26 protein-coding genes and 1 other annotated feature are annotated in these 26,508 nt (G+C 50.5%); of the genes, 6 read left to right on the plus strand and 20 right to left on the minus strand.

Features of this window, described 5'->3' with window-relative positions:
• Positions 1 to 64: 64 nt before the first annotated feature.
• The 6 genes from ACLTX1_RS06440 (at position 65) to tyrS (ending at position 6,542) form a co-directional block, all read left to right on the plus strand.
• Entirely contained in the window at positions 65 to 355 is a 291-nt protein-coding gene (locus ACLTX1_RS06440; protein ID WP_316686135.1) for a DUF1294 domain-containing protein, read from the plus strand.
• An 11-nt stretch (positions 356 to 366) separates the two neighbouring features.
• Positions 367 to 1,071 (plus strand): YjjG family noncanonical pyrimidine nucleotidase, encoded by a 705-nt coding sequence (locus tag ACLTX1_RS06445; RefSeq protein ID WP_412265016.1) that lies wholly within the window; start codon positions 367 to 369, stop codon positions 1,069 to 1,071.
• 9 nt (positions 1,072 to 1,080) lie between these two features.
• Positions 1,081 to 3,246: a ComEC/Rec2 family competence protein gene (locus ACLTX1_RS06450; protein ID WP_412265017.1), complete on the plus strand. Its 2,166-nt coding sequence runs from the start codon at positions 1,081 to 1,083 to the stop codon at positions 3,244 to 3,246.
• Positions 3,247 to 3,268: 22 nt separating this feature from the next.
• Entirely contained in the window at positions 3,269 to 4,321 is a 1,053-nt protein-coding gene (gene holA, locus ACLTX1_RS06455; protein ID WP_343284278.1) for a DNA polymerase III subunit delta, read from the plus strand.
• Positions 4,322 to 4,331: 10 nt separating this feature from the next.
• Positions 4,332 to 4,925, plus strand: a complete 594-nt coding sequence (locus ACLTX1_RS06460; RefSeq protein ID WP_343284277.1) for a toprim domain-containing protein — start codon at positions 4,332 to 4,334, stop codon at positions 4,923 to 4,925.
• Between the two features lie 29 nt (positions 4,926 to 4,954).
• Positions 4,955 to 5,204, plus strand: a binding site (T-box leader).
• Positions 5,205 to 5,315: 111 nt separating this feature from the next.
• Complete coding sequence (tyrS, locus tag ACLTX1_RS06465; protein WP_308448228.1) at positions 5,316 to 6,542, plus strand: tyrosine--tRNA ligase; 1,227 nt, start codon at positions 5,316 to 5,318, stop codon at positions 6,540 to 6,542.
• 191 nt (positions 6,543 to 6,733) lie between these two features.
• Here the strand turns inward: tyrS and ACLTX1_RS06470 are convergent, their stop codons facing one another.
• The 20 genes from ACLTX1_RS06470 to ACLTX1_RS06565 form a co-directional block, all read right to left on the minus strand.
• Positions 6,734 to 7,159, minus strand: a complete 426-nt coding sequence (locus ACLTX1_RS06470) for a hypothetical protein (protein ID WP_395506436.1) — start codon at positions 7,157 to 7,159, stop codon at positions 6,734 to 6,736.
• Positions 7,160 to 7,170: 11 nt separating this feature from the next.
• Positions 7,171 to 7,824: a hypothetical protein gene (locus ACLTX1_RS06475; RefSeq protein ID WP_395506437.1), complete on the minus strand. Its 654-nt coding sequence runs from the start codon at positions 7,822 to 7,824 to the stop codon at positions 7,171 to 7,173.
• 18 nt (positions 7,825 to 7,842) lie between these two features.
• Positions 7,843 to 9,645, minus strand: coding sequence for a hypothetical protein (locus tag ACLTX1_RS06480; RefSeq protein WP_308448226.1), 1,803 nt, complete (start codon positions 9,643 to 9,645; stop codon positions 7,843 to 7,845).
• Complete coding sequence (rfbB, locus tag ACLTX1_RS06485; protein WP_308448225.1) at positions 9,645 to 10,664, minus strand: dTDP-glucose 4,6-dehydratase; 1,020 nt, start codon at positions 10,662 to 10,664, stop codon at positions 9,645 to 9,647. The genes ACLTX1_RS06480 and rfbB overlap by 1 nt, the downstream gene beginning before the upstream one ends.
• A gap of 25 nt (positions 10,665 to 10,689) precedes the next feature.
• On the minus strand, positions 10,690 to 11,601 hold the full coding sequence (rfbA, locus tag ACLTX1_RS06490) for a glucose-1-phosphate thymidylyltransferase RfbA (protein WP_308448224.1): 912 nt from the start codon (positions 11,599 to 11,601) through the stop codon (positions 10,690 to 10,692).
• Between the two features lie 48 nt (positions 11,602 to 11,649).
• Positions 11,650 to 11,994 (minus strand): EamA family transporter, encoded by a 345-nt coding sequence (locus tag ACLTX1_RS06495; protein WP_308448223.1) that lies wholly within the window; start codon positions 11,992 to 11,994, stop codon positions 11,650 to 11,652.
• A gap of 1 nt (position 11,995) precedes the next feature.
• Positions 11,996 to 12,355: an EamA family transporter gene (locus ACLTX1_RS06500; RefSeq protein ID WP_308448222.1), complete on the minus strand. Its 360-nt coding sequence runs from the start codon at positions 12,353 to 12,355 to the stop codon at positions 11,996 to 11,998.
• A gap of 69 nt (positions 12,356 to 12,424) precedes the next feature.
• Positions 12,425 to 13,312, minus strand: coding sequence for an NAD(P)-dependent oxidoreductase (locus ACLTX1_RS06505; protein ID WP_308448221.1), 888 nt, complete (start codon positions 13,310 to 13,312; stop codon positions 12,425 to 12,427).
• Complete coding sequence (locus ACLTX1_RS06510) at positions 13,309 to 14,253, minus strand: transketolase family protein (RefSeq protein ID WP_308448220.1); 945 nt, start codon at positions 14,251 to 14,253, stop codon at positions 13,309 to 13,311. Before ACLTX1_RS06510 ends, ACLTX1_RS06505 begins: the two co-directional genes overlap by 4 nt.
• On the minus strand, positions 14,250 to 15,086 hold the full coding sequence (locus tag ACLTX1_RS06515) for a transketolase (RefSeq protein WP_308448219.1): 837 nt from the start codon (positions 15,084 to 15,086) through the stop codon (positions 14,250 to 14,252). Before ACLTX1_RS06515 ends, ACLTX1_RS06510 begins: the two co-directional genes overlap by 4 nt.
• A gap of 24 nt (positions 15,087 to 15,110) precedes the next feature.
• Positions 15,111 to 16,403, minus strand: coding sequence for a hypothetical protein (locus ACLTX1_RS06520; RefSeq protein WP_308448218.1), 1,293 nt, complete (start codon positions 16,401 to 16,403; stop codon positions 15,111 to 15,113).
• Positions 16,404 to 16,434: 31 nt separating this feature from the next.
• Positions 16,435 to 18,207 carry a hypothetical protein gene (locus ACLTX1_RS06525; protein ID WP_308448217.1) on the minus strand — a complete coding sequence of 591 codons (1,773 nt, stop codon included), beginning with the start codon at positions 18,205 to 18,207 and terminating at the stop codon, positions 16,435 to 16,437.
• Positions 18,204 to 19,148, minus strand: a complete 945-nt coding sequence (locus ACLTX1_RS06530; protein WP_308448216.1) for a glycosyltransferase — start codon at positions 19,146 to 19,148, stop codon at positions 18,204 to 18,206. Before ACLTX1_RS06530 ends, ACLTX1_RS06525 begins: the two co-directional genes overlap by 4 nt.
• A 101-nt stretch (positions 19,149 to 19,249) precedes the next feature.
• A complete protein-coding gene (gene rffA / locus ACLTX1_RS06535) occupies positions 19,250 to 20,377 on the minus strand; it encodes a dTDP-4-amino-4,6-dideoxygalactose transaminase (RefSeq protein ID WP_308448215.1) in 1,128 nt (375 codons plus the stop codon).
• 180 nt (positions 20,378 to 20,557) lie between these two features.
• Positions 20,558 to 20,728: an integrase core domain-containing protein gene (locus ACLTX1_RS06540; RefSeq protein WP_373367762.1), complete on the minus strand. Its 171-nt coding sequence runs from the start codon at positions 20,726 to 20,728 to the stop codon at positions 20,558 to 20,560.
• A gap of 57 nt (positions 20,729 to 20,785) precedes the next feature.
• Positions 20,786 to 21,151 (minus strand): ComEA family DNA-binding protein, encoded by a 366-nt coding sequence (locus ACLTX1_RS06545; protein ID WP_412330644.1) that lies wholly within the window; start codon positions 21,149 to 21,151, stop codon positions 20,786 to 20,788.
• A gap of 12 nt (positions 21,152 to 21,163) precedes the next feature.
• Positions 21,164 to 22,084, minus strand: a complete 921-nt coding sequence (locus ACLTX1_RS06550; RefSeq protein ID WP_412330645.1) for an RluA family pseudouridine synthase — start codon at positions 22,082 to 22,084, stop codon at positions 21,164 to 21,166.
• 2 nt (positions 22,085 to 22,086) lie between these two features.
• Positions 22,087 to 22,596: a signal peptidase II gene (gene lspA / locus ACLTX1_RS06555; protein ID WP_343284270.1), complete on the minus strand. Its 510-nt coding sequence runs from the start codon at positions 22,594 to 22,596 to the stop codon at positions 22,087 to 22,089.
• Positions 22,597 to 22,730: 134 nt separating this feature from the next.
• Positions 22,731 to 25,532, minus strand: a complete 2,802-nt coding sequence (ileS, locus tag ACLTX1_RS06560; RefSeq protein WP_412330646.1) for an isoleucine--tRNA ligase — start codon at positions 25,530 to 25,532, stop codon at positions 22,731 to 22,733.
• A gap of 27 nt (positions 25,533 to 25,559) precedes the next feature.
• Entirely contained in the window at positions 25,560 to 26,498 is a 939-nt protein-coding gene (locus ACLTX1_RS06565; RefSeq protein WP_395590585.1) for a DivIVA domain-containing protein, read from the minus strand.
• Positions 26,499 to 26,508 lie beyond the last annotated feature (10 nt).

Here is a 26,508-nt window from a genome sequence, read left to right on the forward strand (position 1 = left end):
TTCCCTTGACCGCCAAACGGATTTGCGGTAAGATAATCATAAGTATGAGACAAGCGAGGAAAATATGATGGATTTTAAACTGGAACCCGTGCAGTTCACACTGCTGACCTATTATTGTATCATCAATATCACAGCCGCAGTCCTGACCGTTACCGATAAGCGCCGCGCACAGAAAAAGCAGTGGCGTGTCCCGGAGCGCACGCTCCTTTTGCTCGGTGCGGCAGGCGGCGCACTCGGCGAATTTATCGCCATGCTGTGTATCCGCCACAAAACAAAGCACCTGAAATTTGTGATCTCCATGCCCGTTTTCATCGTACTGCACATCGTCCTTTTCTATCGGATTTTTTTGCTTTGAGGGAGACTTTAATGAACACAAAATATAGAAATCTGCTGTTTGATGCCGATCAGACGCTCATCGATTTTGAAAAGGACATGCCGCTCGCATTTCAATATATGTACGAGCAATCGGGGCTTGCAAAGCAAAAGCCATACAGCGCAGAGATTCTGCGCCTTTATAACGACTGCAACGAAAGCTGGTGGCGGCGTTTTGAGCAAAAGCTCTGCACCAAAGCGGAGCTGTACCGCAACCGTTTCGTCGATTTCTTCGAGGTCGCGGGGCTCACACCGGTCAGCATCGATTTTTTGCAAGACCTATATGTCTCCGGCATAGCGAAAACCGGCACGCCGCTGCCGGGCGCTTTAGATATGCTGCGTGCGCTTTCAGAGCGTTACGACCTCTACATCACCACAAACGGAAATCCGATCTCGCAGCCCGGACGCCTCAAGAATTCCGGCGTCACGGCCTTTATGAAGGGCTGCTTTATTTCCGATAAGATTGGCGCGGCAAAGCCGGATAAAAAATATATTGATTATGTCCTTGCGCACATACCGGGCGCGAGCACCGAAAACTGTCTCGTCATCGGCGATTCGCTTTCGGCAGACATCAAAGGCGCGCAGAACGCCGGTTTAGACAGCTTATGGTATAACCCTAATCGCAAAGCAAACACCCTTCCCATACCGCCCAACTTTGAAGCCGCAAGCTACGAAGATATCGTAAGAATTTTGCTGTAAGGAGCTTTTATGGAGAACCCCGACATCGACCGCCCGGCCGTGCACATCGGCTTCCCCTTTTTCGCGGCGCTGTTTGTCGCCTCTTTCTTCGGCGCGCCGTTTGCCGCCGTTTCGGCGGTTTTGCTGTTCGCCGCCGTTTTTCTGCTTTTGCTGTTTAAGCAGCATCGACAACGGCCGAATTTCGTGCTTTCCCTCATCGCCACCGCAGCCGCATTCGCGGTGTTTGCAGTTGCAATGAATCTATTCGTGCTGCCCACAGAGCGCTATGACGGCGGCACATATACCGTCACCGGAAACGTAGAGTCGTTCCTCACGAAAAGCAACGGGCGGTTCTATTACAAGCTGCATGTGACGCACATCGACGAGCCTGTACAGGATGTCGATTTTTCGGTACGCCTCTCCCACAGCGAGGCTTTCCCGGCAGAGATTGGCGACACGGTCACGTGCGAAGCGAAGTTCTTCGCGTTTGAAGACAGCCTCGGGCTCTCCCCGCGCACCTCGTGGCTTGCGGATAACATGGTCTTATCCGCCTATGTCACGGATTACGAATCCGTGCAGGTCACGCCTGTCGAAAAGCGCCCGTTTTCATATTATGTAAACCAAATCCGCACGCATTTTCACAATTTGATTTTGGAAAACTACCCCAAAGTCGAAGGCTCTGTGCTTTCCGCCATGCTGCTCGGCCTGCGGGACGATATGGAAACCGAGCTTATCTCCGCCTACAAAAAGGCCGGTGCTTCGCACATTTTGGCCATATCCGGCATGCACATGGCGATCTTAACGCAGTTCACCCTCGGTTTTCTGGGTCTGCTCGGACTGAAACGCCGCCCGGCCGCGCTCGTTTCCGCGGTGTTTACGCTGCTTTTTATGTTCGTCTCGGGGCTTTCGGCCTCTGTGGTGCGCAGCGGCATTATGCAGCTCATTTTGCTTTTCGGCATTCTTCTCGGTCGCCAGGCGGAACCGCTCAACTCCCTTGCGGTCGCCGTTTTGACCATGAGCTTATTAAACCCGTTCTGCGCGGGCGATGTCTCCCTGTTGTTCTCGTTTTCGGCGACGCTCGGCATCATCCTGCTTGCGCCCCGCATCACAAAAGCAATCACGAAAAATATTCGCAAGCCGCAGCGGAAAGCGCACCTTGCAAAGCTTGTTTCTGCATTTTCCGTCTCATTTTCGGCGGTGCTTTTCACTGCGCCGCTGCAGCTTTATTTATACGGCACAGTGCAATTCGTTTCGGTGCTCACATCGCTTTTGGTGTTGGAAATTTCCGCGTGGCTGCTGCGGTTCGGGCTTATCGCCGCCTTGCTGCTCGCCGTCCCCGTTCTCTCCCCGTGCGCCGCACCGTTCGTGTTTTTAAGCGGCATTTGCGTGAAGGCGCAGAATTTCATCATCACGCTTATCGCAGAGCACATTCCCGGTACGCTGCGTATCTCCGGCAAATATCTGCCCGTAACCGTCGTAATCTGCGTCCTTTTCTTCACGCTTTCCGTGCTTCTCTACCGCCGCAAAAATAAAGCGCTGCCATGCGTTTTAACGGTGTGTATCCTGCTTTGCGGCATGAGTGCAAACGCGCTTTTGAGCCAAAGCGCCGCACGCCTTGTCGTTTTCCGCACCGATTACGCCGCCTGCACGGCGATTATCACAAACACCTCCGCCGAGGTGCTCGGGTGCAGCGGAAATGCCGCTTCCGTTGAGACCGCCCTGCGCGCGAACGGTGCGGAACAGATCACCCTTTTACTCGTGCAGCCTGATGAAAAAAGCATCCGCTGCGCCGAAAAGCTTGCACAGCTTTTCGAGGTCAAGCAGATTCTCGTGCCGGACACCGTATATTACCCTGCGGAAAACGCTGCGTTTTACGATTTCAGTTATGTCGGCGTGCTTCCCTCCGGCAGCTTCACGGTCACGGACAGCGGCGAGACCGTCACGGTCACCGTAAACGGCACGGAAATTTACCTTGAAACGAAACGCAGCACGTCGCTTTCCCACGACACAGATATTTTGGTGACAGAAAAACCGCAAAATGCAGTCTCTGCCCCGTTTACGATTTTAAAAACAAATGGTATAATAGAGGATACCGAAGCTTCGCTTTCGCCCGGCGCATACCTCTTTATGACGGAGCACGAAAGCATCCGGCTCGATTTTGACGAGCGCGGCACGTACACGGTATACGGCGGCTAAGCCGCAACGAAAGGAAAACACTATGCCCGAGATTACGGAAACCAAACTCAAGGAGCAGATTGCAAAAGAGCAAATCGGCAGCCTTTACTTTTTGTACGGCGACGAAAAGCTGCTCGTGCGCCGAAATTTAAATCGCCTGTTAAAAAAACTGGACGGCAACTTCCCGGAATTCAACTTTCAGGAATTCCCGCACGACGCGCCCGTAGACAGCATTGCGGACGCCGTTGTCGCCATGCCGTTTATGGCAGAGCGCAAGTGTGTCACGGTCTCCGACCTCAACGTGGAAGCCATGAACACCGCGGAGCTCGATAAGCTCTACGAATTGCTCGATACTATTCCCGAAACGACCGTGCTTATTCTTTATCTGCCCACGCTCGAGATTGATCCGAAAAAGAGCGCAAAGTGGCGCACGTTTTTAAAGAAGCTCGACACGCGCGGCTTTTCCCTGCCCTCGCTGCGCCTGAAAGACAACGAGCTTGAAAAATACGTCTGCCGCGAGGCCGAAAAGGCAAACTGCCTGCTCTCCCGCAAGCTTGCCGAGCGCATCGTGCAGTACGTCGGCAACGACTTAAACGCCCTCACAAACGAAGTGACAAAGCTCTGCGCCTTTGCGGGCGGCGGCGAGATCACCGCCGAGCAGGTGGAAAAAACGGTCACGAAAAACATGGAAACAACCGTGTTTCTCTTGAGCAATGCCCTCGTGCGCGGCGATTACAGCAAAGCGTATGCGCTGCTTGATCTACTGATGGCCCAGCGCGAAGAACCGTACACGATTCTGGCCGTTTTAAGCAGCGCTTACATCGACATGTACCGCGTGCGCGCCGCGATCGAAGCGGGCAAAACGTCCATGGCGCCGACGGAATACGGCGATTACCGCGGCCGCGATTTTAGATTAAAATATGCCGAGCGCGACGTGCGCGACCTTTCTATCGAAATGCTGCGAGAATGCCTTTCGCTTTTACTCAACTGCGATCTTTCCATCAAGCTTTCGGGCGGTGAAAACATGGACAGAATCGCACTCGAAAAGCTTTTCGCCCAGCTTTTGTACGTCGCGCACCGCGGCAGCGTGGCCTAAAGGAGCTCTTATGATCCACATGAACGAAGCCCTCATCGTCGAGGGCCGGTATGACAAAAGCAAGCTTTCCGCGCTGACCGACGCTATCATCGTCACAACGAACGGCTTTGGCATCTACAAGGATGCTGAAAAGCGCGATTTCATCCGCAAGCTCGCCAAAGAGCGCGGCATCGTCATTTTGACGGACAGTGACAACGCCGGCCGGCAGATCCGCGCGTATATCACGTCTTTCGTGCCGTCAAATCAAATTCGCCACGCGTATATCCCGGATATTTACGGCAAAGAAAAGCGCAAAGCGGCGCCTTCCAAAGAAGGCAAGCTCGGCGTGGAGGGCATTTCCTCGGAAATTTTACTGGAAATTTTAAAAGAAGCCGGCGCTTCCGTTGAGGGCAGCACAACCGATTTTCAGCCCTTAACCCCGGCAGACCTCATGCCTCTCGGTCTCACCGGCGGCGTAAACAGCGCCACACTGCGCCAAGGCGTTTTGAAAGCACTTGATCTCCCCGAAAACCTCACGACCAAAATGCTCCTGCGCTGGGTGACGAGCGAAGAAAAAAAGGCGCAGCTTTTAGCCGCCGTAGAAAAAATCAAAAACGGTGCTTGACAAACCGAAAAGCGCCGACTATAATAAGCACAATGGCTGTGAAAGAAAGAAGTACGCGTTTTCATCGGCACAGAGAGCCTGCGGGTGGTGTAAGCAGGTGCGAAAAAACGCCGAAATACATTCCGGAGCTGTCTTTTTGAACGGGTTCCCAGTAAAAAAGTCCGTGTGCGCACGTTACAGCGCAAGGGTATGTTTGTACCCGTTGAGGTTTCAGGTGTGAGCCTGAAATAAACTGAGGTGGTACCGCGAACCACAAAACGAAACGTGTTCGCCCTCATAGATCAAGTGAGGGTGTTTTTTTATATTCAAAATTCCCCTCCTTGAAGATCAAGGGGGCTTTTTTATTGCCCCAAAAGCCCAAAACCTGAAAATCGAAAGGAACGAAACAACATGGGTATTTACGAAGAATTGCAGGCCCGCGGCCTCATTGCACAGGTCACGGACGAAGAGCGCATCCGCAACCTTATCAACAACGGCGAAGCCACGTTCTACATCGGCTTTGACTGCACCGCAGACAGCCTTACAGCTGGTCACTTCATGGCGCTGACCTTAATGAAGCGCCTGCAGATGGCGGGCAACAAGCCAATTGCCCTCATCGGCGGCGGCACCACGATGATCGGCGACCCGAGCGGCCGCACCGACATGCGCAAGATGCTCACGATGGAAGACATCGAGCACAACGCCGCCTGCTTCAAGCGCCAGATGGAAAACTTCATCGATTTCTCCGACGGCAAGGCCCTCATGGTCAATAACGCCGATTGGCTCTTAAAGCTCAATTACGTCGAGCTCCTGCGTGAAGTGGGCGCATGCTTCTCTGTCAACAACATGCTGCGCGCCGAGTGCTATAAGCAGCGCATGGAAAAGGGTCTCTCCTTCCTTGAGTTCAACTACATGATCATGCAAAGCTACGACTTCTACGCCTTGTTCCAGAAGTACGGCTGCAATTTACAGTTCGGCGGCGACGACCAGTGGAGCAACATGCTCGGCGGCACGGAGCTCATCCGCAGAAAACTCGGCAAGGATGCCGCAGCCATGACCATCACCCTGCTCACCGATTCTCAGGGCAAGAAGATGGGCAAAACCGCCGGCAACGCCGTGTGGCTTGACCCGAACAAAACTTCCCCGTTCGATTTCTACCAGTACTGGAGAAACGTAGACGACAGCGACGTTTTGAAGTGCATCAAGATGCTGACGTTCCTGCCGCTTGACGAGATTGAAAAGATGGAAAGCTGGGAAGGCAGCCAGCTGAACCGCGCAAAGGAGATCCTCGCGTTCGAGCTTACACAGATGGTACATGGCGCTGAGGAAGCCCGGAAGGCACAGGAAGCCGCACGTGCACTGTTCGGCAGCGGCGCAAACTCCGAGAACATGCCGACCACCGAGATCACCGCAGCCGACCTCACCGACGGCGCAATCAACATTCTCGACCTCATGCAGAAAGCCGGCCTCATTGCATCTAAGGGTGAGGGCCGCCGCCTCGTGCAGCAGGGCGGTGTTTCCGTCGACGACGTAAAGGTCACCGATATCGCCAAGACCTGCACCGCAGCCGATTTTGAAAAAGGCCATGTCATCATCAAAAAAGGCAAAAAGGTCTTCCATAAGGTCGTTTTGAAGTAAGTAAAAAAGCGGCGGCGAACGCGTGCTGGCCGAAAAGCTGCTTGCGTTCTTCGACCAAGTGAAGCCGGAGAATGTGGACTATGCGGCGTTGAGAGAATTTTTGGGGAAGTAAATAAAACGCGATAGAAGAACCCCCGAGTTCAATTTGCAGAGCACTGCGAGGCGAACTCGGGGATTTTTATTTTGAGAAATCAAGCATGTAATTTACTTGTTACCCAATTGGTGACCGTTGTCATCCGTTTATTATACTTTGACCATTTTTTGATCGCTTCGATCGAGATGGAGAAGGCCAAACTCATGACCAAAAGCGTAAAATAGCTCAAAATTGCATTATGTGACCAAAAAACCAAAGCGGAACACGGTCCGTAAAAGAAAGCATGGACCATAAACATATTTCCTGAGTGTTTTCCTAAAAACTCAAGAGGAGCAGAAATAACGTGCGCCTTAAAATACCGTCCAACCAGAACAATGATCAGAAACGCAGCCAGCGCACTGAGCAAACCGCAGATTTGCCACAGATCGTTCTGCGAGATACTAAAGCGCAAAACCAAAAGTCCCGCGGCGCCCAAGAACAATACCGTCGCAAACACGACTTCCGACCATTTACCGTGTTTCATTTTTCGAGACATCAGTTATTCAGCACGTCTCCCTTGGCACATGCAGCTGCCAGAAGAATGACTAAGAAATAATTCAAATAGCTGCCGCCATATTTGGAGTGGATCGAATCGGGAATGAATTGAGGCAGTAAAAAGCCAATCGGAACCACTGCCATTCCGAGCCGTTCACACAGGCTGTCTATCAGCGGGATCAGAAGCACGATGATCTGTGCCAGACACATATACCACCATACGCCGCTGAGCAATCCGGTTTGGAAAAAATCCGAAACAGCAAACACATCCGCAATCATTCGAATCACGCTGTTTTCATAAACACGCATCGGATTGCCTCTAACGATCCAATACCCGAAAAATACAAATACATAGACCGGCCAAAAAGCTTTCATCAAGGAAAACCAACGTCGGATCAGAAATTGTAAAGTACTTTCAGAATTTGCACCCCCGCGTTTTTGGTATTGCAGAGATAAACCGTACGCGGATAAAAACACGAACAGCCAAACGCATACACGCGCCATGACGGCAACTGGTTGGATCCTATCTTCCGACAAGAAAAGAAACTCCATTTTTGTCTTTTCAACAAAATCCACATTATAAAACAAGTGATGAAACAGGAGTAAAAGTATACCGATCCCTTTTACCCGAGCCGTTTCCGCTTTTGTAAACAAGTTTTAGCCCCCTCATTTTCAGTTAACGGTTTCCGTATACTTCCAGAGCGTATAATCATCAAAAGTGCCGCAGGCGGTCACCTGCATATCGGAATGGCCATGCTCATGAAAAAATGTTAAAATACGCGTTTCAGACGACGTATTGCTGACGTAATAGACGTTTTTGCTTGGCAGAGCTGCAAGCGTATTTTCAAAGCCGAGGGACTCAATGTAGTCCTGCACACTTGGGTGGCTTTGCGTCACACCACTCAAAAACAATACATTTTTCGGAAAGCAGGCTCGGCTGCTTTTAAACACACTAAAATCATAGTACAGCGTCTGAATCGCCGTGCCAAAATCTAAAACATATAAATCTTCCGGCGTTTCGTTCACTTGTGCTAAGAATTCGGGGCGCAGTTTGCCGGGAATTACAGTTTTCGTGTATTTTTCCGGAGAATAGCTTGCCGAATAATAAAATGTACCGTCTACATACATGCGATATGCTACAGCGTCTTCTATAGGTGCAGTATTGTCCGGCAGATAGTTTATCCCCTGCCATCCGCCTACCAGGAGCGCGGCGGCACACAACAGAGCTTCCGTCGCCTTGCTGCGCTTAAAAAACGGCTCACAGAAATACGCGATCAATACGGCGGCGCAGAACAGAAAACCAAATTCTACGCGATAGACCCACCGTCCAAGTCTGTAAAAATAGACCAGAAATCCAAGCACCATCAGTGCCAACACCGCCGGTACCCAAAATTTTTTGGGATTTGTAATGGCGCAGAATAATCCGAGCAGCACACAGCAAAGCGTCATCGGATAATAGAGTTGGCGCAACCGAATCATGCTGAGCGCTTCGCGAATACTCGGATGCAGATTCACACGATGTGCATTGATAATATCCAATACTTGCTGCATCTTCTCTGTACTAAACACCGCTTGATCTGCAAAATCCCAATGCAGAATCATTTGATAATCGTTTTCCGATACGCCGATTGCTGTAAGTTCGTCGCGCAGATTTTCATAATCACACCAGGTGTAATCTAATATCTGGGAGCGGATTTTCGTAAATGTATAGTATTCTGTATAATCTGGATTGGCTGTATATGTAAGTGCATTTACAATATTAAACAAAAAGATAGTAACTATAAAAACTATCCCTGGTACAGCAATTTTAAGAAAAAACTCATATAACTTCATCTGTTTTTGCTTAAAACAAATCACTATATGATAAACAACAAGTACACTAGAAAACGCTATCGCCATAAAGAAAGCGTCTCTACGAACCAAACATCCCGTTATAGCCAACAAAGCTCCTAATACACAGCATTTCCTCCTATTTTGTTCAAACAGCGCCCAAACAAACAACAGACATCCACACATAGATGCCACAATCGCTGTTTTTGTAAACTGTGGCAAGATATACAGATCACGTGCGGCAAAGGCTGTAATCCAGACAACAGTCAGAACCGCTGTGCCAAGACGAAGTTTCTGCACAAGTACATAAGTGAGCGCAAGAAAAGACAAAAAGCAAAGAAGCATTTGCAGCCAAAAATACCAGCTTATTGCCGGGAAAAGACTATACAGCGGCACAAAAAGCCAGCCAATGAAAATGTTGGAGAACATCATGTGGGCATCTGGGTGGCCGGTATACGCACCGGAAACCACCATTTCCATGATGAAATCATCCGAAACCTCATATTTTATACTGCAAAAAAGAAGAATGCACAACAGCAGAACCGCCTGCGCTGCTGCTAAGACGAAAAACAATTTCTTTTTGCCAAAGTGCTCCTGCAAATCGATCGCCGGAGCGCTTCGAATCTGCTGTACATCGTTTGTCATCAGCGATTACCGTACATTTTTTCGTAGTAATTCTGATACTCACCGCTGATGATGGTCTCCCACCACTCACGATTATCGAGATACCACTGGATGGTCTTTTTAATGCCGTCCTCAAACTTGGTCTCCGGCAGCCAGCCCAACTCGTTATGAATCTTGGTCGGATCGATGGCATAACGCATATCATGACCCTTACGGTCACCAACATGGGTAATCAGACTCTCCGGCTTGCCCAGCTCCTTGCAGATGATTTTTACGATCTCGATGTTCTGCTTTTCATTATGACCGCCGACATTGTAAACTTCGCCCACACGACCCTTATGGATAATCAAATCAATGGCCTTGCAATGGTCTTCCACATACAGCCAGTCACGGACGTTCAGACCCTCGCCGTAAACAGGAAGGGGCTTGTCTGCCAGAGCATTCGCGATCATCAGCGGAATCAGCTTCTCCGGGAAATGATAAGGACCGTAGTTGTTGGAGCAGCGGGAAATGGTCACAGGCAGGCCGTAGGTACGGTGGTAAGCCAGAACCAGCAGGTCAGCGGCAGCTTTGGAGCTGCTGTACGGAGAGCTGGTGTGGATCGGTGTCTCCTCGGTGAAGAACAAGTCGGGACGGTCCAACGGCAGGTCGCCGTAAACCTCGTCGGTAGAGACCTGATGATAACGCTGGATGCCGTACTTGCGGCAAGCGTCCATCAGCGTTGCGGTACCCATAATATTCGTCTGGAGGAAGATGCCCGGATCTTCGATAGAACGGTCAACATGAGATTCTGCCGCAAAGTTAACCACAATGTCCGGATGCTCTTCTTCAAACAGTTTATTTACAGCTTCGCGGTCGCAGATATCGGCCTTCACAAAGCGGAAATTTGGGTTATCCATGACAGGCGCCAGCGTAGACAGGTTGCCTGCGTAGGTCAACTTATCGAGGCAGACAATGCGGTAATCCGGGTATTCTTTCAGTATGTGAAAAATAAAATTGGAACCAATAAATCCGGCGCCGCCGGTAACGATGATCGTCATAATCTAACTCCTTGTGCTGTGGAACTTACTCCTGGGTCTTCGTACTGCGAACGGAACTTCTGATCGTACCTTCTGCAACTATTTTCAAGTGCGTGCCATACGGGGATTTACCGTACTTTTCCGCAGAACGCAGCAGTTCTTCTTTATCGATCCAGCCGAAGCGGTAAGCAATCTCCTCCGGTGCGGAGATCTTTACGCCCTGACGTTTTTCGACCATACGCACAAAATCTGCTGCATCTACAAGACTATCCATTGTACCAGTATCCAGCCACGCAAAGCCACGTCCAAACAGCTCCACATCCAGATTACCCTGATTTAAGTACATTTCGTTGAGCGTGGTAATTTCCAGCTCGCCGCGATCCGACTTCTCCACCCTCTTGGCCAGATCCGACACACCCTTGGGATAGAAGTACAGGCCGGTGATGGCATAGTTGCTCTTTGGATGCTTTGGCTTCTCTTCCACAGAGATCACCTTGCCTGCATCATCAAATTCCACGATACCGAAGCGTTCTGGATCCGTTACATAATAGCCAAAGATCGTGGATATGCCGTTTTCGGCTCTGCTGCTTGCGTTCTGGAGAATGCGGGAGAAACCGTTTCCGTAGAAAATATTATCGCCGAGGATCATTGCACACGGTTCGTCACCGATGAATTCTTTACCGATGAGTAACGCCTGCGCAAGCCCTTCCGGCGCTTCTTGCACAGCATAAGAAAGAGTGATGCCAAACTGACTGCCGTCTTCCAGCAGATCGTGGAAGCGTGGGGTGTCCTCCGGCGTAGAGATGATCAGAATGTCCCGGATCCCCGCCAGCATCAGGGTAGACAGGGGATAGTAGATCATCGGCTTATCGTATACGGGCAGCAACTGCTTGGATGTTACCATGGTCAGCGGGTAAAGTCTCGTGCCGGCGCCGCCGGCTAAAATAATTCCTTTCACTGTTTGCATCCTCCGTTTTACTCTTTGGTGTTAAAATATAACCTTTATTTATCCAAGGGGAAGTGAGAAAATCACGATTCCCAATACAATAATTGCGATTCCCTTTAGTTTTCCTTTCGTAATTTTCTCATGCAGAAAGAAATAGCTAAGTATCACTACAAAAATCTGTCCCAAAGACTGCCACATGGGCGAGAGTGAAAGCGGAAGTTTACGCAGCGCAATCACCGAGCAGACTGTTGATACCACAAAAAGGAAGTATGCAAAGATAACAGAAAAATTTAAGTACGCTTTATACCAAGCATCATATGGCTTCATTGCTGCTTTTTTCAGAATAATCTGTGAAATATCCGCAATCAGAACAGAGCTGATCGCAATTAGGAAATACAACCACACGTTACTTATCCCCCGATGCCATAACCTTATATATCCCGTAGCAGATCACTATCGCACCGAGGATCTGATTCCAACTGGTACTCTCTTGAAACAGCAGTACACTCCATACCATACTCCAAATCATGGACACAGCACGATTGCTATACGCCGTTGTCAGCGGGACCTTGCGCAAAATCATCTGCCATAAAACTGCATATACAAATAAAATTCCGATAGAGCATCCATAAAACAGCAGAAACTGAATTGAAATCATCGGGTATCGGGACGCCAATTTCTGAAACACTCCGCTAAAGGAGTATACAATCACAGTGCCCTGCATAAAACCGATTTGACCAATTCCAGCTTTTTCCTTGTCATCCATGCCGATTTTCACCTCTGATTTGCAGCAGCTCCCCACTTATTTCTACGTTATTGCTTGCGTTCCATTTTTTCAAGTCAGATTCGAGTCCTTTCCGTTTGCCTGCTGATACACTCTAATTACCGCGCAAGCATCCTCTTGTACAGTCTCGGAACGAGGCGTTTTCCTATACAAGTCATGACAGAGTTCCGTCAAATAGCACGGAACCCCTGCCTTCTCCGCCAAATCAATACAAATTTTTGAATCCTTTTCCATCGTTTCAAGCGCCGCACGAGACGAAAAATCATGCTTCATCAGCTTGGGCACTCTACTCTGGAACATATTAGAATTACCTGCACATTCAGAGATTGTATCCTGCAATACCTGCGGATCGATCCCCATAGACTCGCTGAAAGACACTGCCTCCGCTGCTGCTGCAATATGGATTCCAACCAGCATTTGATTGACTGCCTTGAGCATCTGGCCTTGTCCCAGCTTAGCGCCCACATAAACGATCTTCTTGGAATAGGCCTGAAATATATCCCTGCATACCTCAAATACCTGACTGTCACCCGCTGCCATCGTTACAAGTTTTCCCTGTTCGGCACCGGTTACGCCACCGCTTACCGGTGCGTCTAAAAGTGCAATTCCCTCTGGACACATTTCACTGAGCAGGCGCATTTGTTCCGGCGCAATGGTACTGGAAACAATGATTATTCCCTTTTTCATTGCAGCCAACACCCCATCAGTCCCCTGCAGGCAACCGCGGCACTGCTCATAATTTGAAACCATCAGCAAAATGCGGTCCGTTCGCTCCGCAATTTCTCCGGCAGTCTCCAAGACCTGGATTCCCATGCGTTCTGCCTTCTGGCGACTATACGCACTACGCACTGTCGTAAAAAGTTGAAATCCACATTCTTGTAGTTTGCCTGCCATGGGCGCTCCCATAGCCCCCAGCCCAATGATTCCTAACTGCTTCATCTGATTTTCTTCCGCTCCACAAGTTCTTCTGCTGCCGCTACTATGTCAGCAGCCGTCATATGATTTGCCTCATACAGTGCCTCTGCGTCTCCGGATCTTGCAAAGCAATCCTGAATACCAATCATACGCATAGAAACCGGCAAATTCGTAGCCAGCACCTCTGCTACAGCTCCGCCAAGCCCGCCAATGACAGAGTGATCTTCGACCGTCACAATTGCGCCGGTCTCTCCGGCCGCTGTAATAACTGCCTCGCGGTCAATGGGCTTGAGCGTATGAATCTCCATAATCTGCGCATTGACTCCCCGGGCTTCCAGTGCTTTCGCGGCCTTTACAGTGCGGTCCAGCATAATTCCCGTGGCAATCAGGGTAACATCTTTTCCCCGACGCTTTACCCAATTTGCCTTGCCGATCTCAACATGATAGGTTGCTTCGTCATTGATATCCTCTACAGCGTCAAAAGGAAGCCGGACATACAGCGGGCCATGGAACTCCAGTGCCTTTCTTGCCAACACTCTGGCAGAAACAGCATCTGACGGCTGAATAATGGTCATATTCGGCAGGGCACGAAGAATCGCAATGTCCTCAATGGCTGTATGGCTGACGCCTTCCGAGCCAGTCTGCAGCCCTGCATGAGTCCCCATGACTATAACATCCTGTTTGGGATGGCAAATATACGTTCTGAGCTGTTCACAGGCACGCATCGTTGCAAATACGCTGTACGTTGCCAGCACAACCTTATGTCCGCAGCTGGCCAAGCCGCTGGCTACTCCAATCAAATTTTGTTCAGCGATTCCAATTGAAATCTGACGTTCCGGATAAATATCTCCAAAATCCTCAAATGAGCAGCACTTGGTATCTGCACACACTGCATAATAACCATATTCCTCGGCAAGCCGAATGATCTCCTTGCCAAAAATAATTCTGATTGGGAGCTGGCTCATATCAATTCCTCCCTTGCATGAATTTCAGTAATCGCCTGCTGATACTGCTCATCGGAAATAACACTCCGATGCCATTTCAGCACATTTTCCATATAGGAAACGCCTTTTCCCTTTACGGTGTTTGCAATAATGACCGTCGGAGAGCCTTGATGGCGCTGTGCTAGTTCAATAGCCGCATAGATCTCATCAAAGTTGTGCCCATTAATGGTAATGACGTTCCACCCAAACCCATGCCACTTTTCCTCCAAGGGAGAAATATCCATAACATCTGCTACTGTTCCGGTGATTTGAAGTCGGTTCCGGTCTACAAAAGCAATCAAGTTATCCAGATTATGGTGTGCTGCACACATTGCAGCCTCCCAAACAATACCCTCCTGTAACTCTCCATCGCCAAGAACGCAATAAGTTTTATAAGAACAACCTCTTAATTTTGCAGAAATCGCCATTCCAACAGCAGTGGAAATACCATTACCTAGAGAACCGGACTCCATATCTACGCCCGGCGTAGACATATCCGGATATGCCGTCAGCATAGAGCCGGTTTTACGGAATGTCGACAGCGTTTCACGGGGGAAAAATCCGCGGCGTGCCAGCACCGAATACAATGCCGGCGAGGCATGGCCTTTTGAAAGCACAAATCTATCTCTCTCCGGCCAATCGGGATTCTGCGGATCCACATTCATTACACCGCCCAAATAGAGTGCTACAAGAATTTCCACACAAGACAGCGATGAACCCGGATGACCCATTCCTGCCCGATAGATCATTTCAATAATATCCCACCTGACCGCCTGTGCCAGCTCTTCATTTGTAAACTCGTTCTTTTTTTCCATATCTTTTCTTCCCTCCGACCCGTATCAGTCAAACTGCTTCAGCACATGTGCCTTTTTACAGTCATAGCCCGAGATCAACATCTGCTCGCCATTTTCATCAAGCACTTTCAGAGTTTTCTGCACATGATCAATCAACGCCAGCAGACGATCTGCATCTTTCCCCTGAATGAAGATTCTTGCAAATGTCTGGTTCAGCGTTCCCATAGACCCTTTTCCGATCTCATCGCCTTCATAGTAGAACTGAATGATATTGAGGATTTCCGGCATTGCACGGAGCGCTTCCAATCCATCAATCCGGGTGATTTTTCCCGGCTTCATCAGTGCCAGCAGAATTACATCACTGTGGTCAAACATCGGCTTATTCTTCTCTGCCGCATTCCAGCCTGTGCATGCACCGAACAGCGCATAATTCAGCATCATCTGACAGCTGTCAATCTCATTCTCAGCTGCGCAGAGAATATATTCCTGTGCGCCGCACAGGCGATAGCCCATTTCAAAAGGCAACAGCATGCCATCCACCACAAAGCACTGCATAAACATCGTGCCGTCCTTCATGCCGAGACCTGCTGTCATATTTTTCAGTTTCTCCTCCAGCTGTTCATAGTAGAGCGGAATAAACCGGCAGGGGTAAAACAACGCATTGGGCTGCATGGCCTTCCCCTCCTGCACCTGATTCATGTCACGCTCGCACATGGAAGACAACGACAGTACACCATTCTGAAGATTAAAGTACATGCACACATCCGGATAGGCAGCCATATACCGCTCCACGATCACGCACTGATTCTGCGAAAATTTCAGTGCATACGGAACCGCTTCGCAAAGCTCTTTCTCATTTTCACAGATTGAAACACCCTTGCTAGCCCACGCATCTGATGGCTTCACGATCACCGGGTATTGGATCAGCTCCAGATCTTCCCGTTTCAGGTCACCATCCAAATGGAACTCCGGCACCACCGGGATCCCATATTCTCTGCAGGTCTCTTTGAACAGCAGTTTGTTGGTGGTTACATTGATTTGCTCTTTCGTTGCATAAAACGGAAGTCCAAGCGTATCCGCCACCAGGCATGCAGGCATCAAGTTCGCATCAGAAAATCCAGTAAACACACCGTCTATCTCATTTTCCCTTGCAATTTCCAACACCCGATCAATATCTGTCGTGCTGGCCAAATATGAGCGGTCCGCAATCCGCTTTGCAGGTGAATTCGGATAATAATCCACTACAATCGTATAGATACCCATGCGTTTCGCACGTTCAACCGCATCATACATGGCTCCTGTTCCGCCAAGAAACAGGAGCTTCTTCTGGTTTTCCATAGTCTCAGCTTCTTTCATTGTTATTCCATCGTTATTCCGTCGCAATATAAAACCCATATACCATCAGGTCATTCACGCTGTCCACCCACGCCATTGTAACATTGGGATTGTAATGGCACTGAATGAATGCCAGTTCCCGCTCTGGCGGAACCGTACATATCATGTATACCACCGTGCCCTCACCAATTGCCTGATAGACATTGGGCATCCCCCATCGTTCCAAAACAGAAAGATTGGCAGGGGTCCAGCACACCCACCCCCCCTGAATGCATACATTCTGGTGGCTAGTTCTGGAGAAACAGGTAAATGGTGTTGCCGTGCTGGTATAGGTCAGACGTGAAATCGTTGGCCTGTCCAGCAGGAAAAAATCATCAGGATATGATTCCGCATACTCAATTACTTTCTGATAGGTATCGGTAATCTCAGCTGTGTCATCTTCTGCCGCATGACAAATCGTCAGGACACACACTGCTGCGCAGGTCAGAATCAGCAGTGTGCAGCCCATATCGTGCCCAACACCGCCCAATGTTGTCCAGATATTTTTATCTGCCTGATCCACGACACTTCGTTTCCGCCAGCTCAGGGTTCCAAGATAAATACAGAACAGCAGCGCCGGCGCAGTGATCGAATACCAGACTCTGTATGGCATTCGTCCCACAGAAACAAAATACCACATCATCACAAATGCCACAACCAGGGTGCCCAGCAGCAACAGGAAGCGCTTCCAATCCATACAAAACAGCAGAAACAGCACAACCCCAAAGAAAAGGAGCCAAAACTGCCGCTGCCGAACATCATCTGGTACCTGAAAAACCGCTGCAATTGCTTCTGTTTTAAGATTCACTGCGGAATAGGAAGCTGACTGTTCTGATTTCATACCAACCAGTGCTTCCACAACATCCCGGTTGAACACCTCTTTATCCAGATAGCTTTGGTTCGCGAACATATCCAAATCCTCTCTGGATATTCCCAAAGCCATCAATGCCTCCGCATTTTCATCATAGTCTGGAACACCGTAATCCAGCAGTTCCGCACGCATTGCATTTTCCTCATAATAATCCAGCGCAGCAGGATTACTACGGTAATACGCCATATTTGCCGTGCGAACTCCAACCGCTACCAAAACACTGATACACATAACCGCAAGTGTTTTCCAGTTCTTCTTCAGCCACGAAAGTAACGGCATGTCCTTGTGCGCAAACAGCACTTCATATCCCGCAAACATCGCAAGATACGGCAATGTAAAGTATAGGGACTGATAACGCAGCATGCTGCCCATCAACATGAGCACGCACCCGCCAATTCCACGGAACAGTTTGCCCTTTCTCGATGTCTCCTGCAGCATATCGGCCAGCAGAACTGCCCCCACCGCAACATATAACGCTGCGTTCTGGGTAAACTGAAACACAATATAGTGACTCTCGCAAAGCGCTCCCACAAAAATTATAGTCAACGCAGCCCCAGCCGGAAAGCGCTTTGCCCGGTGCATCAGGATATAGGATGCTGTTGCCAGCGAAATAAAGGAAACTCCCACAGAGATTATGACATACCAGTTGGCAGCATTATTCGTAATCTTGTAAAGTGCAGCCAATGCCTTGCATAAAAACACATTTACAAAAGCAATATAGTATCCGTCCTCGCCGCCATAGACATTCGCCAGCAAATTGCTGATATCACGATCATCATTCGTACCAAACTGCATATGGCTAAAGCACCGGCAAATCAGTAAAAACAGTAAATTTATTCCCAGCGCACACAAAATCTCTCTGTGCTTTTTCAGCCAGCTTGCAAATGTCTTTGTCACGCCCGGACTCCTTCCCGCTCATAATTCAGCACCGTCCGAACCACATATTGCGGCTGTTCACATTGAATCAGGAACACCCTTCCAATATATGCACCCAAAATGGAAAGTGCAAAAAAAAGGCATCCCCCAAGGAAGAACATTGCCCCAAGAACCGCCCAGACCGCTGCCGACTTTCCCATTACATCCATTACAACTGCGCAAGTCCACATAACAAGGCTTACCACACAGGATGCGATTCCAAACATTCCAATCAGACGAAGCGGCACTGTGGAAAAGCTTAAAGCGCCATCACTCCATAGCTTCAAAAGCTTTTTCAGCGTATAGCCCGACTGGCCTTCCAGCCGCTCATGATGCTCCAGCTGAACATTTACAATTTTTCTTGTATGCTGAAGCACGTAGCCAAACATCGAGACAAACGGGGTATCATATTCTTTTAATCGTTCAATCAGAAATTTACTGTACGCCGCAAAAGAAGACGTATGGATATTCTTAGGCTTTTGCAGTGTCAGGCAGAGCATCTCTGTGTTCAGCCAACTGGTAAAGCGCTTAAACAGCGTATGCTTTTTCCCATGGAACTCCGCAATTGCCATGTCAGCTCCGGCTTCAACCGCCTGGACCAGTGGAAAAATTCCTCGTGCGTCATGCTGCCCATCATCATCCATATACACCAGTACGTCACCCTGCACATAGCGCAGCGCAGCCATCTTTGCAGCCGCCTGACCAAAGTTTTTGGACAATTCTACTCCTACGATCCGAGGATCCTCCCTGCAAAGCGTCTCAATTGTCTGAAACGTTGCATCTTGATCCGGAGAACCGTCATTCACCAGTACCAGCTGATATTCATATTCCTTATGGAGTGAAAACTGATTTTGAATATCTGCCACAACATGCGGCAGTGTCTTGGCCGATTTGTAACATGGTATGGCCACAGTCACAAGCATAAATCACAATCCCCTTTTGGCGAGTTACCTTACCGTTATTTATTTTGAGCGGGCTTTCGTTGCCGCAGTGCAGCAGCGAATAGTAGCCCGCTGCTGTGCGCTTACCTCCAGAACCCCTTTACAGTCTCCACCACTGTATTGACCTCTTCCTCCGTGAGCCCGTAATACATAGGCAGGCGGGTCAGCCGGTTGCTCTCCTTGGTGGTATAAACGTCTTTGCCCGCAAAGCGGCCAAACTTCAGTCCAGCCTCGGCGGAATGCAGAGGGACATAATGGAACATGGAGTAAATATCATGCTCCTTCAGATAGGCGATCATGGCCGTACGCTCCTCTAGATCACGAAGCTTGATCCAGAACATGTGCGCGTTGTGGCCGCAGCCCTCCGGAATGTGGGCGATTTCCAACTTTCCCTGCTGCTCCAGCGGCGCAAGACGCTCCTGATAGTGGTGCCAACTGGCAAGCCGAGCGTTGTTGATCTTCTCGGCCTCTTCCAGCTGTGCCAGCAGGTAGGCCGCATTCATGTCAGAGGGCAAATATGAAGAACCATAGCCCACCCAAGTATACTTATCCACCTGCCCCCGCAAGAACCGGCTCCGGTTGGTGCCTTTTTCCCGGAGGATCTCCGCAGCCTCATTCTTCTCTTCATCGCGGATCAGCAGTGCACCGCCCTCGCCCATAGAGTAGTTCTTGGTCTCATGGAAGCTGAAGCAGCCAAAATCGCCAATGGTGCCCAGCGCCTTGCCATGGTAGGTACTCATGACGCCCTGCGCCGCATCCTCTACCACCTTCAGATTGTGCTTTCTGGCGATTTCCATGATGGTATCCATCTCACAGGCCACGCCCGCATAGTGAACCGGAACGATCACACGGGTCTTATCGGTAATGGCTGCCTCGATCTTGGTCTCGTCAATGTTCATGGTATCCGGACGAATATCCACAAATACAAGCTTTGCACCAGCCAGCACAAAGGCATTGGCCGTAGACGAGAAAGTAAAGCTGGGCAGGATCACCTCATCCCCGGGCTCCAGATTACAAAGAAGAGCAGCCATCTCCAGTGCGTGGCTGCCAGAGGTAGTCAGGAGCACCTTCTGGCTTCCTGTCATCTGCTCCAGCAATTGGTGGCATTTCTTTGTAAACTGTCCATCACCACAAATTTTATGCGCTCTGATTACTTTGGAAATATACTCCATCTCTTTGCCTATATAAGGCGGTCTATTAAAAGGAACCATGTTTCTTCCCACTCCAAATTAATTGTTTAATTACATTTTAACATATAATTCGACATATTGCAACCGATATGAAGTATTTTTAATGCCTTTCTCTGCGTTGTAGATAGATACGACCCACAGAAGGTAAAGAAAAGAGGGATAGAAAAGAATCAGGCGTTAGAAAGAATTTCACAGAGGAGATCAAGAGGGCTTTCTGTTGCTCCAGCGCAAATGATCTTTGCACTTTCGGTTTAGATCTTTTACACTTACAAACTTTTCCCAGTTGTAAAAATAGCGCTGGTCGTTTCGATGACTCCGCTCTACCTTGCCGTTGTGCCAAGGTGTTCTGGGCGGAATCAGCTTGTGCTGCACACCGGCGTTCTTCAAAGCAATGTCAAACGGACAGAGTGGAACGTATGCCTTTTTTGTTTACACCGTCACATACGGCAGCAGTTTCTCAAGCAGCTTTTCGCCGATGCCTTTTACATTCGTGAGCTCGCGCACATCTTTGTATCCACCTTTTGCTTCGCGGTATTCGATGATTCTGTCGGCGAGTACCTCTCCGATGCCGTTCAGGCCAATCAACTCTTCCTTCGACGCGTTGTTGATGTTGACTTTTTCTTCGCTTAAAGCGGATGCAGCCGGCGCGCTCGAGGCTGCTTCGCTTTGCCCTGTCGATGTCACCCTGTACGGTTCAAGCGGTGTATTCTCAAAGGAAACGCAGAACAGCACCGCCGCACACGCCATTAAAAACAGCGCGAACAGTAAAATTGTCCGTTGACTTCCCGCGCGCACAAGCGCTCCCCCTTACTCGTTCTCCGCGTGCAGCGTCTTCACAAAATCCGTAAAATATGGCGGCAGCGGCGCTTCAAACTCCATATATTCGCCCGTGCGCGGGTGTATGAACCCGATGAGCCCCGCGTGCAGGCACTGCCCATGCAGCTGCGTGATGACTTTTTTCGGTCCGTAGACCGGGTCGCCCGCGACAGGATGCCCGATATACGCCATGTGCACACGGATCTGGTGCGTGCGTCCGGTCTCAAGGCGCAGGCGCAGCTGTGTAAATCCCGTAAAATTTTTTGTGACAAAATAGTGCGTCACGGCGTTTCTCGCGTTCGGCGTGTTTTGTACCGCCATGCGCTTTCTATCCTGCGGATGACGTGCGATGGGCGCATCCACCGTGCCGTCCTCGCGAATTTTCCCGTACACCACGGCGCGGTATTCGCGCGTAAAGCTGTGCGCCTTAATCTGCTCCGCCAAGTGCCGGTGCGCGGTGTCGTTCTTCGCGACGATGAGCAGCCCGCTCGTGTCCTTGTCAATGCGGTGCACAATGCCCGGGCGAATCACGCCGTTGATGCCCGAAAGCGAATCGCCGCAGTGGTACAGCAGCGCGTTCACAAGTGTGCCGTCATAATTGCCCGCTGCCGGGTGCACCACCATACCCTTCGGCTTGTTCACCACAAGTAGGTCGTCATCTTCATATACGATGTCAAGCGGAATGTTCTCCGCCTTCACGTCGAGCGGGCGCGCTTCGGGAACCTCCACGCACAAAACGCTCCCCGGCGCAAGCTTCGTGCTTTTCTGCACAATCTTATTATCACAGGTCACATGCCCGTCGCGGATCAAATTCTGCACCGCAGAGCGGGAAAGCTCCGGCAGCGCCTCCGCAATCAGCTTATCAGAGCGCCAGCCCGCCGCTGTGACCTCAATCTCATGCAGCTCCGCCATACTTATTTCCCGACCCCGTCGGCAGTCGTTTCCGTCGGCTCGTTCACTTTTTTATCTGCCGCTTCTTTTTTGTCTTTAAAGAATAAGTACCACACGGCAAACAAAATCGCACCGACCACCACGCAGCAGTCTGCAAAGTTGAACACATACGGAAAAAACAGCACATGGATGTAATCGACCACATAGCCGAAAATAAAACGGTCAATGAGGTTACCGATGCCGCCCGCGATGATGAGCACGCACGACGTGCGCGACATCCATGTGTGGTGCTTATAGCGGAACAAAAACACGAGCAACGCTGCCATAAGCCCTATCGTCAGTATGATCAAAAGCCACGAAAGCCCGGCAAAAAAGCCGAATGCCGCGCCGTTGTTTTCAAGGTAACGGAACTCCAAAAGGCCCGGAATGCACGTCACGCTGCCGATGGGCTTTAAGTTTGTGATAACCGTCATTTTTATAAACTGATCGACAGCTGTCAGCACGGCGATCAGCAAAAGAATGAGAATGGACAAAAGAAATATCCCCTTATAACCCGAAAAAGGCGCAAGCCGGGCAAAACCGGTTTGCACCTTGGTTCGGTTCAATTATTCAACAGCACGGCGTCATTAAGCACGTACCGTTTAAAACAAATTCAATGTGTCCGAAATTATTCGGAAAGTGCTTTTGCGCAGCGCTCGCACAGATCCACGTATGCCGGGTTTTTGCCGACCGTGGAGGAATATGTCCAGCAGCGCATGCACTTGCAGCCTTCTGCCTTATCGACCTGCACGGAGAGACCAAGTGCATCGTCGGAAAGTGTGCCGCCCTCGCCGTCCACGATCTCGACCTGAGATACGATGAACACGGTTGCAAGCTCGTCTTCCACAGACTTGAGGAACGCATACAACTCGCCGGTGCAGAACAGCGTGACCTTTGCATCGAGCGATGCACCGATCGTCTTCTCTGCACGTGCGTTTTCAAGCGCCTTCTTCACAACATCGCGGATTGCATGGATTCTGTCCCAGCGTGCGATGAATTTTTCCGTCACGTCGATGCCGTACTTTTCGCTCGTCGGCTTCGGCATCTCGTTGTAAACAACGTGGCGTGCATCGCAATCGGAAGCGTGCGGCATGCTCTGCCAGATTTCGTCGGAGGTGAACGCCAAGATCGGCGCGACCAGACGGGTCATCGCATCGAGAATGATATACATCGCAGTCTGTGCGGCGCGGCGTGCAGCGGAGTCCTTCTTCTCGGTGTACAGACGATCCTTGATGACGTCGAGATAGAAGTTCGACATATCCACAACGCAGAAGTTATGGATGGCGTGGTAAGCCTGGTGGAACTCGAAGGACTCATAGCCCTCGCGCACCTTCACCATCAGCCGATCCAAACGGTTCAGCGCCCACTTATCGATGGAAAGCATCTCAGAAACCTCTACACTGTCGGTATCCGGATTAAAATCGGAAAGGTTGCCGAGCATATAGCGCGCTGTGTTGCGGATCTTTCTGTATGCATCGGAAAGCTGTTTGAGGATTTCCGGGGAGATGCGGATATCGGCATGGTAGTCGGAAGAAGCGACCCACAGACGCAGGATATCTGCGCCGTACTTATCCACAATCTCCTGCGGCAAAATGCCGTTGCCGAGGGACTTACTCATCTTTCTGCCCTGACCGTCCACAACCCAGCCGTGTGTGACGACAGCCTTGTACGGCGCTTTGCCGCGCCATGCAATGGACGTGAGCAGCGAAGACTGGAACCAGCCGCGGTACTGGTCTGCACCCTCAAGGTACAGGTCAGCCGGCCAATGGAGATAATCGCGTGTATCGCAAACGGCAGCATGGGTCACGCCGGAATCAAACCAAACGTCCATGATGTCGCGCTCTTTTGTAAAGGAGGTGCAGCCGCACTTCTTGCACTTTGTGCCTGCGGGCAGAATTTCTTCCGCTTCCTTGATGTACCAAGCATCGGAGCCCTCTGCGCGGAACAGCTCGGAAACTGCGTGCATTGCGTCCTTCTCGATGAGCGGCTCGCCGCAGTCCTTGCAGTAGAAAATCGGAATCGGCACACCCCAGCGACGCTGACGGGAGATACACCAGTCGTTGCGGTCACGGACCATGGAGGAAATGCGGTCTTCGCCCCAACCCGGGATCCACTTTACGCCCTTGATGGCTTCAATAGCCTGATCCTTGATAGCGTCCACGGAGCAGAACCACTGCTCGGTCGCACGGAACAGAACCGGCTTCTTGCAGCGCCAGCAGTGCGGATACTGGTGGATGATCTTCTGTAAAGCGAACAGTGCGCCTGTATCCTCAAGGTGCTGTGCAATCGCCTTGTTCGCTTCCTCGGTCGTCAGGCCTGCAAACTGGCCCGCTTCCTCGGTCATCTTGCCATGGCTGTCCACCGGCACAACAATCGGAATTTCGGGATAGTGATTGTGGCAGACGTCATAGTCTTCGACGCCGTGGCCCGGAGCCGTGTGAACGCAGCCGGTACCGCTTTCCAACGTAACGTGGTCGCCCACGATGACGAGAGATGTGCGGTCGATGAACGGGTGCGCCGTCTTCATATACTCAAGATCGCTGCCCTTTAAGGTGCCAAGAATCTCGTAATCGGTCTTGCCCGCCGCCTGCATGGCAGATTCGGTCAGGGCCGTTGCCATCACATAGTATTCGTCGCCGGACTTTACAAGTGCATATTCAAATTCCGGGCCGACGCAAATCGCGACGTTCGCGGGGAGCGTCCAGGTCGTCGTCGTCCAGATTACGAAGTAGGTCTTACTCAGGTCTGCGCCCATCGGGGTCAAAAGGCCCTTGTCGTCCGTCACGCGGAACTTCACATAGATGGAGTGGCAGGGATCCTCTGCGTATTCAATCTCGGCTTCCGCCAGTGCAGTCTCGCACTCCGGGCACCAGTAAACCGGCTTTAAGCCCTTATAGATGAGGCCCTTCGTCGCCATTTCGGAGAAGATCTCGATCTGCTTTGCTTCAAATTCCTTGCGCAGAGTGACATACGGGTTGTCCCATTCACCGATGCCGCCAAGACGCTTGAAGGAGTTGCGCTGCTCATCGAGGTAGCCGAGGGCAAACTCGCGGCAGAGCTTGCGCAGCTCGATGTCGGAGATTGCAGTGGAATTCGAAACGCCCGCTTTCTTTCTGGCCTTCAGCTCGGTCGGCAAGCCGTGGGTATCCCAACCAGGAACGTACGGTGCCTTAAAGCCGGACATATTCTTGTAGCGAACGATAAAGTCTTTCAGCGTCTTATTCAGCGCCGTGCCGAGGTGGATATCGCCGTTTGCATACGGAGGGCCGTCGTGCAGAACATAAAGCGGCTTACCGTCGTTCTTTTCGAGAACGGTCTCGTAAACCTTGTCTTCATACCACTTTTCGAGCATTACCGGCTCGCGCTTCGGTAGGCCGGCCTGCATGGCAAAGTCGGTCTTGGGGAGGTTCAATGTGCTTTTGTAATCCATATATTGATCCGTGCCTTTCTGCTGGTTTTATCTTCTCTTAAATTTACCCTTTTTCTTGTCGCCTTCGTCTTCAACGCCGAACTCCAGCGTGCTGAAAAGGGCATCCTTTTCTTTCTGCAAAGATTCCGGGATGTCGGCGTAAGCGTTCAGATCAAGACCGATGCCGCTGAACTGCTCCTTAATATAAGAGTCCTTGTCGTAAACAGGCTGCGGCTGTACCGGCGCCGGTGCGGGGATCGGCTCCGGGACAGGTGCGGGAGCGGGCTTCGGCTCTGCGGGGGCCGGTGCGGGTTCCTCTTCGACCTGCTGTGCTGCAGGCACCGGGATCTCTTCTTCCGGCTCCTCAATCACTTCGGGCTCGGTGTATACCGGCGTCGGTTCCTCGGCGGGCGCTTTTTCCTCCTGCTCTTCCTCCGGCAGGTCAAACGTCGGAATCTTCTCAATCACGGCAAGGTGTTCTTTATAGATGCCGTAGAGCGATGCGCGGAAGTTTGTCACCTCGCGCTTCATGTTCTCCAGCTCTTTCTCTTTTGCGGCGATCTGCTTTTCATAGGACTTCACAAGCGTTTCGGAGCGGCCCTTCGCATCTTTTACAAGAGCGTCTGCCTTCGCGTTTGCGTCGTTCACAATCTTCTCGGCCTTCGCCTTTGCCTCACGGATGGAAGCATTGCCAAGGCGCTGTGCGCTGAGAATGGCGTCCTTAATACCGTCTTCCTCTGCACGGTAAGACTCAATTTTTGCAGCCAAAATAGAAAGCTTCTCCTGCAGTTCGGCGTTTTTCGCCTGTAACTGCTGCACAGCGGCGGAATCATCCGTCTTGCGCGTTTTAATCTCTGCGTTTTCCTTTGTGAGCGCCGTTACGGTCTCCAAAACTTCATCAATAAACTGATCGACATCATCAGAATTGTAACCGGAAAAATTTGATTTTCTGAAGCTGACTTCATTGATGTCTTTAATCGATAACATGTGTGTAAGC

This window comes from Hominenteromicrobium sp. (genome assembly GCF_046974225.1).
Classification (GTDB): domain Bacteria; phylum Bacillota; class Clostridia; order Oscillospirales; family Acutalibacteraceae; genus Hominenteromicrobium; species Hominenteromicrobium mulieris.